At 62.1% G+C, this 13,111-nt stretch carries 12 protein-coding genes; 8 read left to right on the forward strand and 4 right to left on the reverse strand.

What is annotated here, in order from left to right; genetic code table 11:
* Nucleotides 1-87: 87 nt before the first annotated feature.
* The 4 genes from ybeY (at nt 88) to D0Y96_RS08935 (ending at nt 4,055) form a co-directional block, all read left to right on the forward strand.
* Nucleotides 88-672, forward strand: coding sequence for an rRNA maturation RNase YbeY (gene ybeY, locus D0Y96_RS08920; protein ID WP_117299026.1), 585 nt, complete (start codon nt 88-90; stop codon nt 670-672).
* A complete protein-coding gene (locus tag D0Y96_RS08925; RefSeq protein WP_117299027.1) occupies nt 669-1,949 on the forward strand; it encodes a hemolysin family protein in 1,281 nt (426 codons plus the stop codon). Before ybeY ends, D0Y96_RS08925 begins: the two co-directional genes overlap by 4 nt.
* Nucleotides 1,946-3,058, forward strand: a complete 1,113-nt coding sequence (era, locus tag D0Y96_RS08930; protein ID WP_117299028.1) for a GTPase Era — start codon at nt 1,946-1,948, stop codon at nt 3,056-3,058. Before D0Y96_RS08925 ends, era begins: the two co-directional genes overlap by 4 nt.
* A gap of 142 nt (nt 3,059-3,200) precedes the next feature.
* Nucleotides 3,201-4,055, forward strand: coding sequence for a DUF1003 domain-containing protein (locus tag D0Y96_RS08935; RefSeq protein WP_350449016.1), 855 nt, complete (start codon nt 3,201-3,203; stop codon nt 4,053-4,055).
* Between the two features lie 5 nt (nt 4,056-4,060).
* Here D0Y96_RS08935 and D0Y96_RS08940 read toward each other — a convergent pair whose 3' ends face one another.
* Both D0Y96_RS08940 and D0Y96_RS08945 read right to left on the reverse strand, forming a co-directional pair.
* A complete protein-coding gene (locus D0Y96_RS08940) occupies nt 4,061-5,422 on the reverse strand; it encodes a sigma-54-dependent transcriptional regulator (RefSeq protein WP_117299030.1) in 1,362 nt (453 codons plus the stop codon).
* Nucleotides 5,419-7,722: a sensor histidine kinase gene (locus tag D0Y96_RS08945; protein ID WP_252263620.1), complete on the reverse strand. Its 2,304-nt coding sequence runs from the start codon at nt 7,720-7,722 to the stop codon at nt 5,419-5,421. The genes D0Y96_RS08940 and D0Y96_RS08945 overlap by 4 nt, the downstream gene beginning before the upstream one ends.
* 148 nt (nt 7,723-7,870) lie before the next feature.
* On the opposite strand from D0Y96_RS08945, the gene D0Y96_RS08950 reads away from it, so the two are divergent.
* Nucleotides 7,871-8,629 (forward strand): hypothetical protein, encoded by a 759-nt coding sequence (locus tag D0Y96_RS08950; protein WP_199480221.1) that lies wholly within the window; start codon nt 7,871-7,873, stop codon nt 8,627-8,629.
* 142 nt (nt 8,630-8,771) lie between these two features.
* Here D0Y96_RS08950 and ald read toward each other — a convergent pair whose 3' ends face one another.
* Nucleotides 8,772-9,887: an alanine dehydrogenase gene (ald, locus tag D0Y96_RS08955; protein WP_117299031.1), complete on the reverse strand. Its 1,116-nt coding sequence runs from the start codon at nt 9,885-9,887 to the stop codon at nt 8,772-8,774.
* 150 nt (nt 9,888-10,037) lie between these two features.
* Here ald and D0Y96_RS08960 point away from each other — a divergent pair, with 150 nt between their 5' ends.
* The gene (locus D0Y96_RS08960; RefSeq protein ID WP_117299032.1) at nt 10,038-11,330 is read left to right on the forward strand and encodes a hypothetical protein; all 1,293 of its coding nucleotides are present in this window, start codon (nt 10,038-10,040) and stop codon (nt 11,328-11,330) included.
* Nucleotides 11,331-11,340: 10 nt separating this feature from the next.
* On the opposite strand, the gene D0Y96_RS08965 is transcribed toward D0Y96_RS08960, so the two are convergent.
* Nucleotides 11,341-11,895 (reverse strand): hypothetical protein, encoded by a 555-nt coding sequence (locus D0Y96_RS08965; RefSeq protein WP_117299033.1) that lies wholly within the window; start codon nt 11,893-11,895, stop codon nt 11,341-11,343.
* A gap of 171 nt (nt 11,896-12,066) precedes the next feature.
* Here D0Y96_RS08965 and D0Y96_RS08970 point away from each other — a divergent pair, with 171 nt between their 5' ends.
* Together D0Y96_RS08970 and D0Y96_RS08975 are read left to right on the forward strand one after the other, a co-directional pair.
* Nucleotides 12,067-12,525 carry a DUF3574 domain-containing protein gene (locus tag D0Y96_RS08970; protein WP_117299034.1) on the forward strand — a complete coding sequence of 153 codons (459 nt, stop codon included), beginning with the start codon at nt 12,067-12,069 and terminating at the stop codon, nt 12,523-12,525.
* Nucleotides 12,526-12,595: 70 nt separating this feature from the next.
* A complete protein-coding gene (locus tag D0Y96_RS08975) occupies nt 12,596-13,099 on the forward strand; it encodes a DinB family protein (RefSeq protein ID WP_117299035.1) in 504 nt (167 codons plus the stop codon).
* Nucleotides 13,100-13,111: the final 12 nt, after the last annotated feature.

The raw sequence follows: 13,111 nt of genomic DNA on the forward strand, positions 1-13,111 counted from the left end.
CTGCGATACCATTGACAGGGAGGGTAAAGCCCTCCCTGCTGTTTTTTGTGCGCCTGGCGGTATACAGAGGCTGGAGCGCGCCTCACCATGATCCTGATTGATCCTGCGATACAAACTACATTCGGCCGAACGTTGCGCAGACGCGAGCTGACCGCTTTTCTCGGGCAGGGGACGGAGCTGGCCGGGCTGCGCGGCAGCGTTTCGCTGCTGCTGACCGGCGATGCGCAGATTCGTCGGCTGAATCGCGACTTCCGCAATAAAGATAAAGCCACCGATGTGCTCTCCTTTCCGGCGGCGGAGATGCCGAAGGGAAGGGCCGCGGCGCATGCGGGCGATCTCGCCATCTCGGTCGAGACGGCGGCACGGCAGGCAGAGGAGCAGCAGCATCCGCTGGCTGCCGAGCTGAAGATTCTTATCCTGCATGGGCTGCTGCATCTGGCCGGCTACGACCACGAGGCTGACAATGGGCAGATGGCGCGGCGCGAGGCGCTGCTGCGCCGCCGCCTGGGGCTTACGGCCGGGCTGATCGAGCGCGCGAAAAATGGCGCGCAGGGCACAGGGCCCGGAGCCTCCATCGGCAAATCTTCGCCGGGGCGGAGAGCTCAGGCGAAATCCGGAACAGCCGCGAAAACCGCCGCAGTTAAAAAAGCTGTAAAGGGGAAGCGGCCATGACCCCGCTTGCCGCTGTTCTGATCGCGGTGCTGCTGGTGGTGCTTACCTTCTCGTCGTACATCGAGCGGTTGTACTCCGAGATGGGCCGGCTGCTGGCGCGCGAGTTCCAGGAAAATATCGACGTCTGGGAGCAGAATATTGAGCCGCACCTGGGTCTGAGCCGCGAGCGCATTGCGCTTTCGGCGGCGATTCTGGCGATGCTGGCGATGGCCGGTCTCACGTTTGTCTTCAGCATGCTGCTCTTTGACCGTCCTCCGCATGACCTGCCGGCTCCGGCCGAGATAGCGCAGGTGGCGCTGGGCGTGGTGCTGGTGATTGTGCTGTTCAACCAGCTGCTGCCCTTCATGTTCTTTACGCGCACGCAGGGACTGTGGGTGAAGCGCTGGACCTGGCTGCTGCGCGTGATGTTGTGGGCGGTGCTGCCGATAACGCTGTTTCTGCAGTTTCTGCTGTCGATTGCGGCGCTGGCGGAGAGCCGCGAGCATAACGATGAGGCGGACGACTCCGGCGCAGTGGATGCGCTGCTCGAAGCGGGGGAGGAAGAAGGCATTATCGAAGAGAGCGCGCGCGATCTGGTGCGCTCCGCGGTCGAGTTCGGCGACAAGGTGGTGCGCGAGGTAATGACGCCGCGTCCGGAGATGATGGCCGTGCCCGGCTCGCTGACGCTTGAGCAGTTTCTTGAGATCATTCGTGAGCGGCCGCTATCGCGCGTGCCGGTCTTCAGCGGGACGCTCGACAATATCATCGGCATCGCGTTCACGCACGATCTGCTGCAGGTCACCGATGAGGCGGCGCGCACGCGCACGGTCACCAGTATTCAGAGGCCGGCGATGTTTGTTCCCGAGACCAAAAAAGTGAATGAGCTGCTGCGCGAGATGCAGCGCGACAAGCAGCATATGAGCATTGTGATCGACGAGTATGGCGGCGTGGCCGGGCTGGTGACGATCGAGGACCTGATCGAGGAGCTGGTGGGCGCGATCCGCGATGAACATGAGGATGAAGACGGCTCGGAGGTGACTCGCGAGCCGGGAGGAGCGTGGGTAGTGCCGGGTAGTCTGGAAATTACGCGTCTTGAAGAGCTGCTGGAAGACGATTTTGTTTCGCCGGAAGATATGGATGCGACGACGGTCGGCGGCCTGGTCAGTGAAACGGCGGGGCGGATTCCGCTCGCCGGCGAAGTGATCGAGAAGTATGGCCTGCGCTTCGAGGTGACGGCGTCAACCGATCGCCGGATCGTGCGGCTGCGCGTTTCGCGCGCGGCGGAGAGTGCCGCATGAAGCTGCGCTCCGGATTTGTTTCGATCGTCGGCAGGCCGAACGCAGGCAAGTCGACACTGCTGAACCGCCTGGCCGGTGAAAAGATTGCCATCGTGACCAGCAAGCCGCAGACGACACGCAACCGCATCCGCGGCATTGTGGAGGTCGAGGCCAAAAAAGGGAAGCACCCTGCGGCACAGATTGTCTTTGTCGATACACCCGGCGTGCATAAGCCCGGCTCACTGCTGGACCGGCGCATGATGCATGAAGTGCATGAAGCGCTTGAAACACGCGACGTCGTCATTCTGATGGTGGATGCCACACGCCGTCTGCTGGTGCCGGAGCCGGAGAACGAAGAGAAGCCGCAGGACGAAAAGAAGGACAGCACAAAGAAAGACAGCACAAAGAAAGACAGTGAAGATGCATTCGTCTTCGAGCTGATTCGCAAACTCGACTGCCCGGTCTTTCTGGTCATCAACAAGATCGATCTCATCGAGCGCGAAAAGCTGCTGCCGATGATCGCGCAGCTCAGCGCGCTGCACTCCTTTACAGAGGTGATTCCGATTTCGGCGAGGAAGGGCGACGGGCTCAACCGCCTTGTGGAGAAGCTGATCGCACATCTGCCGGAGGGGCAGCGCTATTTCCCGAAGGATCAGTTCACCGATCAGCCGGAGCGCTTTCTGGTGGCGGAGCTGATTCGCGAGCGCATTCTGATGGAGACGGGCGAGGAGGTGCCGTATGCCTCGGCCGTCGTCGTCGAGCAGTTCGAGGAGCCGCCTCCGCAGCCTCCGCAAAAGATCCGCAAGCCGCGCCCCATGAAAGCCGGAACCGTCGAGCCCGCAAGACCCGAGCCGCGGCTGCCGCTCACCCGCATCGCGGCGGCGATCTACTGCGAGCGCCAGGGGCAGAAGGCGATCCTGATCGGCAAGGGCGGCGGCAAGCTGAAAGAGATCGGCGCTGGCGCGCGCAAAGAGATCGAGTCGCTGCTCGGTACCCGCGTCTATCTGGAGCTGCGCGTGATCGTCGAAGAGAACTGGCGGGAGTCGCGCGGCTTTCTCGAGTCTCTCGACTGGCGCAGACAGCTTGAAGATCTTGCCTCGCGAAACGATAAGGACGAATCTTCGGAGTAGCACTTTGCGGGAGTCGCGCGGGGATCGATGCCGATCTTCTCTCTGTCCGGGCCTGCGGTATCCCATCCTGTGGCGAAAATTCATCCTCTCTTAAAGCGAGCCGGATAGATAAGGCTGAACGAGGTGAACGATGGCCTGCAGTATGGATGAACTCAAGCATGTTCCGCTCTTTTCCCTGCTCGATGAGGAGGAAGGCGCGGTTCTGGCTGCCCAGGTGGAGCGGAAGACATTTGCGCCGCGGCAGCGCATCTACAAAATCGGCGACCCGGGAAAGAACGCCTACATCCTGATCTCCGGCGCGGTACAGGTGACCACCGTCGATGAGGATCATCAGCAGGTGCTGGTCGACGAGCCGCAGCATGGCGAGCTCTTTGGGTTTGCCTCCATGCTGGAGCAGACGCCACATCAGACCAATGCGGTCGCTGTGGAAGCGACGGTCTGCATCGAGATCAGCCGCGATGACATTACTGCACTGCTGCAGCGGAAGCCGCAGGCGGGTATGGATCTGCTGACGATGGCGAGCCGTCAGTTTCATGCATCGCAGCAGCTGGTGCGCGGCCGGGCGAGCCGCAACGTGAACGAGGTGATCGAAGAGGAGTCGACCTTCGGAGAGCGCATCGCCGACACGGTGGCAAAGTTCGGCGGCTCGTGGACATTCATCATTTCGTTCTGCGTGGTGCTGATGATTTACACCACGATCAACGTGGCGCTGAGGCAGAAGTCCTGGGACCCGTATCCGTTCATCCTGCTCAATCTGTTTCTGTCGATGCTCGCGGCCATTCAGGCGCCGGTGATCATGATGAGCCAGAACCGCCAGGATATGAAAGACCGGCTGCGCGGCGAGCTGGATTATGAGGTCAACCGGCGCGCGGAGGCCGAGATTCAGCGGCTTGCAGGCAGGCTGAACCTGCTGAGCGACAAGCTGGGCGATGTGGACGATCTGCTGCGCGAGACGCTGACCGGACGTGCGGATGCGCCGCAGAGGTCTTCCCTGTAAAGCCGTTATACCTGCTCGCGCACGGCGATCCCGAGAGCGCGCATCTTGCGGTAGAGATGGCTGCGCTCGAGGCCCAGCGCCTCGGCTGCGCGGCTCATATTGCCGTGGCAGTCGTCGATTTTGCGCAGAATGTATTCGCGCTCGTAGGCTTCGCGCGCGTTCTGCAGGGTCGAGAAATCGGTGCTTTGCCGCGTTGCGGTGCGATGCACCAGCATGGGCAGGTGTTTGCGCTCGATGCGCTGCGTCTGCGGATTGAGAATGACGACGCGCTCGACGATGTTCTTCAGCTCGCGCACATTGCCGGGCCAGTGATACTGCCGCAGCAGCTCCACGGCGTCATCGGCGATCTCGATGCGCGGCCGTCCATACTCACGTCCGAACGCGCGGAGAAACTCGCGCGTCAGCAGCGGAATGTCTTCGCGGCGCTCGCGCAGCGGCGGCACATAGAAGGGAATGACGTTGAGGCGGTAGAAGAGATCCTCGCGGAAATTGCCCTTGGCGATCTCCTCCTCGAGATTTTTATTGGTTGCCGCGATGACGCGCACGTCCACGCTGACGGGCTGCGTGGCGCCGACGGGTACGAAGCGCTGCTCATCGAGGGTGCGCAGAATCTTGGCCTGGGTTTTCAGGCTCATATCGCCGACCTCATCGAGAAAGAGAGTGCCGCTGTTGGCGCGCTCAAAGGCGCCGCGCTTCTCCGGAGCGTTGCCGGCGATGGCGCTGTTGCGGTAGCCGAAGAGCTCGCTTTCGATGTAGTCCTCAGGAATGGCGGCGCAGTTCAGCTCGACGAAGAGGCGCTCGCTGCGCAGGCTTTCGGCGTGGATGGCGCGCGCGATCAGCTCCTTGCCGGAACCGGATTCGCCGTAGATCAGTACGCGTCCGTTGGTGGGCGCCATCAGACGAATCTGCTGGCGGAGAGCTTTGGCCGAGACGCTTTCGCCGGTGATCTGCGATTCGAGCGAGAACTGCCGCCGCAGTTCGATGTTCTCCATGCGCAGGCGGCGGGCTTCAATCGCATTGCGCACCAGAACCAGTGTACGTTCGAGGCTCAGCGGCTTTTCGAGAAAGTCGAAGGCGCCGAGGCGGGTGGCCTTGACCGCGGTTTCGATGGTGGCATGCCCTGAGATGACGATGACCTCGGGGCGTCCGTCGGGGTTGATCGAAGCGAGCTCGGCAAGCACTTCGAGGCCGTCGCGGTCGGGCAGCCAGATGTCGAGCAGCAACAGATCCCAGGCGGAATCATGCAGCAGGGTCAGGGCTTCGGTCGCTGTGCCGGCTCCGGCGACGGAGTAGCCCTCTTCGCGCAGGATCTCCGCCAGCGATTCGCGAATCTCCGCTTCGTCGTCGCAGATGAGGATATGGTTCATGACAGAATGGCGCCGGAGGAAGTGAGCGCGGCGGCGGTTTTTCCGCTGCCATGGCCGTTCCCGTTTCCGTTCGGGTTTTCCGCCAGCGGCAGTTCGATGATAAAGCGTGCCCCGGCGGGCGCGTTGCGCTCGGCGCGAATGGCCCCGCCGTGATCCTGCACGATCTTGGCGGCGATGGCGAGGCCGAGGCCGGTGCCGCGCTGCCGGGTCGAAACCCAGGGGAGGAAGATGCGCTCGCGCATCTCGTCGGTAAGGCCGGGGCCGGTGTCGGCTACTACAATCTCGGCGATGCCGCGATGCTCGCTCAGGCAGGTCTCGATGGAGAGAACGCGCAGCAGGCTGTCCTGCATGGCCTCGGCGGCATTGTCGATGAGGTTGGCCAGGGCGCGCTTCAGCGCCTCGGGATCGGCCATGACGGGCGGAAGATCCGCGGTCAGGTGCTGCTCGATGCGAATGTTTTCGATGCGTCCGTGAAAGAGGCTGACGGCACTTTCAACGATGGCGTTGAGAGCTGCGGGGCGCGGCTGCGCCGCGGGAAACTCGGCGAGCGCGGCGAACTGGTCGACGAGTGTGCGCATCGACTCGACCGAGCCGAGGATGACATCGCAGCATTTGCGGATGACGGCGGGCGATTCCGGAAGATTGCGGTCGATGTGGCGGCGAATGCGCTCGGCGGAGAGGCCGATCGGCGTCAGCGGATTCCGGATCTCGTGCGCCACACGCTGCGCCACTTCCTTCCAGGCGACCTGGCGCTGCGCGCGCAGGAATTCGGTAACGTCTTCGATGACAAGAATCGAGCCGCGCCGGCTCTCGCCCAGATCGAGCGCGGCCATGGTGGCGGAGATGCTGAGACGGCCGCGTGTGGTGCGCATCTCGAACTCCGACGCAGCAACGCCCATGCGGTGCGCGCGGCGGTCCAGCCTTTGCAGCTCCTCGGTCATTTCGAGGGGCAGCAGCGAATCGAGAGGCACGCCGGAGAGATCGCGCTGCAGGTCGAGACCGAGCAGATCGGCGAAGGTGCGGTTGGTGCCGAGGATGCGGCGTTCGCCATCGAGGGTGACGACGCCGGTAGGGATAGTCTCAAGGATCGTCTCCAGCTCGTTGCGCCGCGCCTGCAGGGCGAGGTTGGCCTGCGAGAGCTCGCGCGTCGAGGTGTCGGCGAGCCGGCGGCTCTGTTCGAGATCGGCCGCCATGTGGTTGAACGATACGGTCAGCTCAGCCATCTCTCCGGTAGCGGTGACTGTGATGCGCTGATCGTAGTGGCCCTGAGCGATCTCGTTCATGGCGTCGGCCAGCGCTTCGACCGGCCGGGTGATCTGCTTGGAGAGATAGAGCGCCAGCCAGCTGCTGGCAAAGAAGACCAGAACGGTGAGCAGCAGCAGAAGCAGAAAGTAAGTGGTGCGAATGGTGCGGCGCTCGCGGTAGAGCATCCAGTACTCTGACGCGCCGACGCGCACCTGGCGGATGACCGAGCTGAGGCCGGAGGGCATGGGCAGGCCGACGATAATGGTGCCTCCGCCGGCGAGGCTGGCCGAGCCCAGCGCGAATTCGCGTCCGCCGACGGAGAGAACCGGCTCGTCCGTACGCTGCGAGGCGCTGAGTACGGTGGCGGTAAGCGGCCCGCCCGAGGGCTCCGGCTGCGCCTGTGCGTCGCTGTCGATCCAGGAGCTGACGACGACCGCTCCGGAGGCCGGAGGCAGCTCATACTGCGCGACGGCTGCGTTGTCGCGATAGAGTACGGTGAAGCCGCCCTGGAGAGTGATGCGATGCGCGCGAATGTCATCGAGCAGCGCCTGGGTGTTGCCGGTTTCATAGCTCTGCGTAAATTCGGGCGAGCGCGCGAAGGACTCGGCTTCGGCCCGCGCGTTGAGCGCGGCGTAGTGCGAAAGCTCCATGGCCAGCCGGGAGGTGTCTTCTCGCAGCTCGGCGACGGGCTGCGAGAACCAGCGGTCGATGGAGCGGTTCATCAGCAGAAAGCTGAAGAGAAACATGAAAAATGCGGGAACGAAGGAGAGCAGCACGGCGCCCATGAACATGCGCGTGCGCAGACGCGAGCCCAGCACATGACTGCGCTGCTCGGCCAGCAGCCGCAGGGTATTCCGTGACAGCAGCACCATCACCGTGATGAGCAGCAGGAAGACAACCACCGAGAGCGAGGTGAAGATGAGGATCTGCCCGGTGCTGCGCGGATGTAGAAAACGCAGATTGAAGGCATTGAGCGCGGCGAGAACGAAGAGCAGCAGGAACATACCTGCAGCGAGAATGATCAGGGTTGTGCGCCGGTGTCTGGATTCCGCCAAGTCGGACTGCTCCCGTCGAGGAGATTATAGGCGCGTGAAAACCGCGTCCACAGAGATAGACGGGAATCGGAGTAGCGCAAACGCAACCGGAACATAGAAAATGGCATCACAAGGGGACGCTATGACCTTCAGACGACAGACTTTTCCGATGGTTTCACTGATGCTGGCCGGCCTGCTGCTGGCCAGCGGCTGCAGCAAGAAGAGCGACCAGCAGACGGCTGCCACGAATCCTCAGGCGCAGCCTGCGGCCCAGAATCCTCCGGCTCCGCCGCAGGATCAGAGCGCACAGCCGGCTGCCGCGCCGGCGGCCCCTGCTGCGGCTCCGACGTCTTCGGCTGCTGTTCCGGCCGATACAACTGCGGCACAGAGCGCGCCTGCCGCGCCTGCGCCTACGGTGCTGGTGATTCCTGTGCGGACCCACCTGCGGGTGCGGCTGGATCAGGATCTCGGCTCGAAGATCAGCCAGCCCGGTCAGGCCTTCGGCGCGACGGTTGCCGATCCGGTGATTGTCGACGGGCAGACGGTGATTCCGCGTGGCGCGCATGCGACCGGGACGGTCGTCGACGCGAAGCCGCTCGGCCACTTCAAGGGCGGAGCGCTGCTGGCGCTGCGCATCGACCGGGTGCGCACAAACTGGGGCAGCTATCCGGTTGAAACCAGCACCATGGAGCGCGCCGAACAAGGAAAAGGCAAGCGCACGGCCGGGTTCATCGGTGGCGGCGCGGGACTGGGCGCGATTATCGGCGGCATCGCCGGAGGCGGCAAAGGCGCGCTGATCGGTGGTCTTGTTGGCGGTGGGGCAGGTACGGCAGGATCGGCGATGACCGGCAACAAGCAGATCTTTTTGCCGTCGGAGACGCTGCTGACCTTCCGTCTCGAACGGCCGGTTCACGTGACGGCACAGTAAATCAGGGCTCAGGGCTCAGAATCGAACTAAAACTGCTGGGATGTTGCTCCTGGCAATGAAAAATTCTGCACAAAACAAAACGCCACTCAGATGAGGTGGCGTTTGTTTTTTCTGAGCGCTGTGCTCTGAGCTTTGCACTCTTTCAGGAAAGCAGCTCGCGCACCGGCTTCCATGCTTTCTTCTGAGAGACGGCGACCGGCTCGCACGTAATCGTGCCGTCGTATGTATTTACGCCGTCGCGAATGCCGTCGTCTGCCAGAATCGCCGCCTTCGCGCCCTGATGCGCCAGCCGCATGACGTAAGGAAAGGTCGCGTTGGTCAGCGCCAGCGTGGAGGTGTTTGGTACAGCGGCGGGCATATTCGTCACGCAGTAGTGGACCACGCCGTTTACTTCATAGGACGGGTCGCTGTGCGTCGTGGGATGCGCAGTCTCGATGCATCCGCCCTGATCGATGGCTACGTCGACGATGACCGCGCCCTTCTTCATCTTTGCAACCATCTCTTTCGTCACGATCTTCGGCGCTGCAGCGCCCGGAATAAGCACGCCGCCGATCACCAGATCGGCCTCCTGCACGGCGCGGGTGATGTTGTATGAGTTCGATGCGAGAGTGAAGACTCTGCCCCCGAAGATGTCGTCGAGCTCGCGCAGGCGATTAAGATTCAGATCGACGAGCGTAACCTTTGCGCCCATGCCGACAGCGATCTTCGCCGCATTGGTGCCCACGATGCCGCCGCCGATGACGCACACATTTGCGGGCGGCACGCCGGGCACACCGCCCAGCAGCAGCCCGCGTCCGCCGCGCTCTTTTTCAAGATAGGCCGCGCCAACCTGCACGGACATGCGTCCGGCGACCTCGGACATCGGCGTCAGCAGCGGAAGCGTCCCGGCGCGATCGCGGATGGTCTCATAGGCGATGCCGGTGACTTTCCTGGCCAGCATCTGCTCGGTGAGCTCGGGAAGCGGAGCAAGGTGCAGGTAGGTAAAGAGCACAAGACCTTCGCGAAAGAAGCGGTACTCTTTTTCGACAGGCTCCTTGACCTTGACGACCATATCGGCGAGGCCCCAGACGTTGCCGGCCGCGCCGGTGATCTCAGCTCCGGCGGCCTGATATTCATCGTCTGTAAACGCGGAGAGGTCTCCGGCGCTGGTCTCCACCAGAACGGTATGGCCGGCTTCGGTCAGCGCTTTCACTCCGGCAGGCGTAATGCCCACGCGGCTTTCGTGATCCTTTACTTCCTTTGGGACTCCGATGATCATGGCAGCTCCCTGAGAGAACTTTCCATCCTATCGCAGTTGTGAGAGCTGCTGAAGAACAGAACATCCGCAGGCCGGTCAGGAAAGCCTGGAAGAAGAAGACAGATGCGGGTGCAATAATAGGTTCATTATTCAGCAGTAGCCTTTTCTCTTATGACTCTTCCGATCAATGCGCAGGCGGCTGAGGGACGTTTCTCCACCGGAAAGATATCGGGAAGCCCGTATATCCTGCCCGCATTTCTTTTGCTGGTTCTGCTGGCCGGTCTCGCTGGTGCGGTGGGTACGCACTTTTCCACGCCGATGCCTGTCTATTGGATCGACGCGCAGGAGTTTGCCCGCAACGCAAAAATCGCCGATACATTTACACCCGACTTTTACCCGGCGCTGCTGGGTGAGTCATTGCGCCTCTTCGGCGCGCACGGTCCGATCTTCCTGCAGTGGGTGATCTATGAGATATTCGCGATCACCGTGTACGGAGTTTTCCGGCTGCTGAACGTCTCCAGGCTGGCGGCCTCTGTCTTTGCTCTTGCCATTGCGCTTTGCCCGGATATGGTGACCGGCATCAGCAAGATATGGGACATGGACGCCAGTTGCGCGGCGCTCGCCGTCCTGGTGTTCTGCATGCTGCTGCTGTGGCGAGGCGTCAGCCTGCCGAAGGCCATTCTGACGGGCATCGTCTGGGGTGCGGGCATTGCCGTTCGTCCCAACTTGCCGTTTCTCGGTATCCCACTGGCTCTTGTGTTGTGGACGGCGCTTCCGGCGGGCAGGCAGCGGTTCGGAAGATTTGCGCTGTATCTGCTGCTGATGTCGGCACTGGGCGTGGCTACGCTGGCGTCGCTCAGCAGCTTTGCCCACGGCGCTCCTTACTGGGCAAAAAACGGTCCCTATAACTTCTTTGCCGGCGCAAACGAGTTTACGGGCAACTCACTCAGGCAGTATCTCAACGGTGAGCCTTCTATTGAGGAGGCGCTGCACAAAGCCGGAGTCGCCTATACCACGGACCAGCACGCCGACCCCGCGATGCAGAAGCTGTACATGCAGTATGGTCTGCAGTTCGTCCACACGCATACGGCGACGTGGCTCTTCGACTACGGCGCGCTGAAGTGTTTCACCATGCTCCGCCCGGATACGAAGGTGCACTCTCTTCGTTCGGCGGAGGGCCTGATCCGGCTGCTGATCAGCATCGCTCTTCCCCTGTGGCTGATCGTGCTTTTTCTGTCGCGGCGAATGGGCTGGAGAATCTTCGACACGTTCACGCTGGTGCTGGCTGTGTGCTATACCGTGCCGTTTCTGCTGACCAACTCCGATCCGCGATTCGGTTTTGCTCTGAACCTCTTTCTCTGGATGGCCGTGCTCGCCCGCCTCTATGCATGGCGAATGGAGGCGTCTTCGACCGGGAGCCGTCCGCCGCGCGAGCGAGTGCCCGAATCATCCCGGGCGGCATGATCTGCCGCTTTCAGGAGGGAAAGTCCTGCGGCGTCTCTGAGCGCCGACGCTCCTGGTTCTCTCCAAACCAGCGCAGCGTGGGTCCCCATTCCCCCATGGATGGCGCAGTGATGCCTTCGGCCGGCAGATAGAGGCCGGTGCACTGGTCGCTCCAGAGGTGCTCAGCCAGTACCATCAGAACCTTGTAGACAGCCATGCGAGCCTCTTTGGGCTTGCCCGTGGTCTGCGGCGCGTCAATGGAGAGCCAGGCGCGCTGTTCGGACCAGGCGCGGTCGTAAGCGCTCTGCGATGCCTCTTCGACGGGATGCGAAGGATGGATGTAAGGCGCGTCGGCGATGATGACGCTGATCAGAAGGCTGGAGATGCGCAGAATGCGTGTGTTGTCGAGTCTGCCGACGATTTCGACATTCTCGATGTTCCGGTAAGCGGCCCTGGCGGCGGCGAGCAGCGCCTCATCGCTGAGAGAAGGCGCCGTCTGCAGCAGCAGTACGACCGATGCCCATACCTCTTTGTCATTCCTTTTCCGGCCAAGGAATTGCCCGAGACGCTGCAGCAGGGCGCGCATCTGCTTATCTTATTACGCGCAGGCGTAATGGCCGGCAGCGACGGACAGAAGCAGCTTTCCTGCCCGCTTTCTTCTTCGGCGTGCATAGACTTTTGAGGGACGCATAGACTTGAAACAGGCTAGGGGTTTTCCACGGCCGAAATACAACGCACAGGAAAGATCCGGAAAACGATGAAGACTCGATTGCTTCTGCCCGCTGCTCTGTCGCTGGTTTTCGCTGTCACCGTCGTTCCCGCATCTGTCGCTTCGTTTGCGCAGACGGCGACGCTGCACGGCGATCGTGCGCATCCCGGCCACACGCAGGGATGGGTGGATACGCGCCTCTACTTCGGCCTCGGACTGGCGGACACGCCGCAGGCCGGCGTCAGTGAGGCAGACTGGCGCGCATTTCTGGATAAGGAAGTGACGCCGCGCTTTCCTGACGGCCTCAGCGTGCTGGATGTGTATGGCCAGTGGCTGAACAAAGGAAAGACCGAGCCCGAGCGGCTGCGGTCGAAGTGTCTGGTGATCGATTATCCAGATACGGCGGAGAACCGCGCAAACATCGAGGCCATTCGCAAAGCGTGGAAGCAGAAGACCGGCGATCAGTCGGTGCTGAAGGTGACCGAGCCGGCGGATGTTTCCTTCTGAGCTGCAATGCCGGTGATTCGGATTGCGCGCCAGGACAGGACGAAAGCTGCTTTTTGCATACGGAGGAAAGATGAGTGAGCCATCGTTGTCGGCGACCGAGGTGCTGGCGTGGGTAGAGAAGACTTCAGAGAAGTGGAAGCGGCTGCTGACAGACCATCCGGAGGTGCTGGCACTGCCCTGCGATGTGGCCGGCGTGTCTGTTGTCTCAGGGCTGCTGCAGCACATTGTCGCCGTGGAGCTGCGCTACGCGGAGCGGCTGAAGGGGCTGCCTGAAACGAGCTACGAGCAGATTCCTTCGGGCACCGTAGACGAGATTTACGCCACGCATGACCGCGCCATGGCGCTGGTGCGCGAAATGCTCGTCGATGAGGGATATAACTGGTCGCAGACGATGGTCTTTCAGACGCGCACGCTGGGGCCGATCGAGTCGACAGCGAAGACCATTGTGTTTCATATGCTGCTGCACAGCATCCGCCACTATGGCCAGCTTGCGACGCTGGTGCGCCAGCATGGCATCAACCCAGGCTGGCCGATGGATTATCTGATGATGGGGGCGAGAAGAGCTGCGGAATAGATGAGCGTGTAT

The organism is Paracidobacterium acidisoli (assembly GCF_003428625.2).
Classification (GTDB): Bacteria; Acidobacteriota; Terriglobia; order Terriglobales; family Acidobacteriaceae; genus Paracidobacterium; species Paracidobacterium acidisoli.

Bases quoted from the DNA above. Each gene is read 5' to 3' on its own strand.
- ybeY (WP_117299026.1), top strand. From the start codon at position 88: ATGATCCTGATTGATCCTGCGATACAAACTACATTCGGCCGAACGTTG.
- D0Y96_RS08925 (WP_117299027.1), top strand. From the start codon at position 669: ATGACCCCGCTTGCCGCTGTTCTGATCGCGGTGCTGCTGGTGGTGCTT.
- era (WP_117299028.1), top strand. From the start codon at position 1,946: ATGAAGCTGCGCTCCGGATTTGTTTCGATCGTCGGCAGGCCGAACGCA.
- D0Y96_RS08935 (WP_350449016.1), top strand. From the start codon at position 3,201: ATGGATGAACTCAAGCATGTTCCGCTCTTTTCCCTGCTCGATGAGGAG.
- D0Y96_RS08940 (WP_117299030.1), bottom strand. From the start codon at position 5,422: ATGAACCATATCCTCATCTGCGACGACGAAGCGGAGATTCGCGAATCG.
- D0Y96_RS08950 (WP_199480221.1), top strand. From the start codon at position 7,871: ATGGTTTCACTGATGCTGGCCGGCCTGCTGCTGGCCAGCGGCTGCAGC.
- ald (WP_117299031.1), bottom strand. From the start codon at position 9,887: ATGATCATCGGAGTCCCAAAGGAAGTAAAGGATCACGAAAGCCGCGTG.
- D0Y96_RS08960 (WP_117299032.1), top strand. From the start codon at position 10,038: ATGACTCTTCCGATCAATGCGCAGGCGGCTGAGGGACGTTTCTCCACC.
- D0Y96_RS08965 (WP_117299033.1), bottom strand. From the start codon at position 11,895: ATGCGCGCCCTGCTGCAGCGTCTCGGGCAATTCCTTGGCCGGAAAAGG.
- D0Y96_RS08970 (WP_117299034.1), top strand. From the start codon at position 12,067: ATGAAGACTCGATTGCTTCTGCCCGCTGCTCTGTCGCTGGTTTTCGCT.
- D0Y96_RS08975 (WP_117299035.1), top strand. From the start codon at position 12,596: ATGAGTGAGCCATCGTTGTCGGCGACCGAGGTGCTGGCGTGGGTAGAG.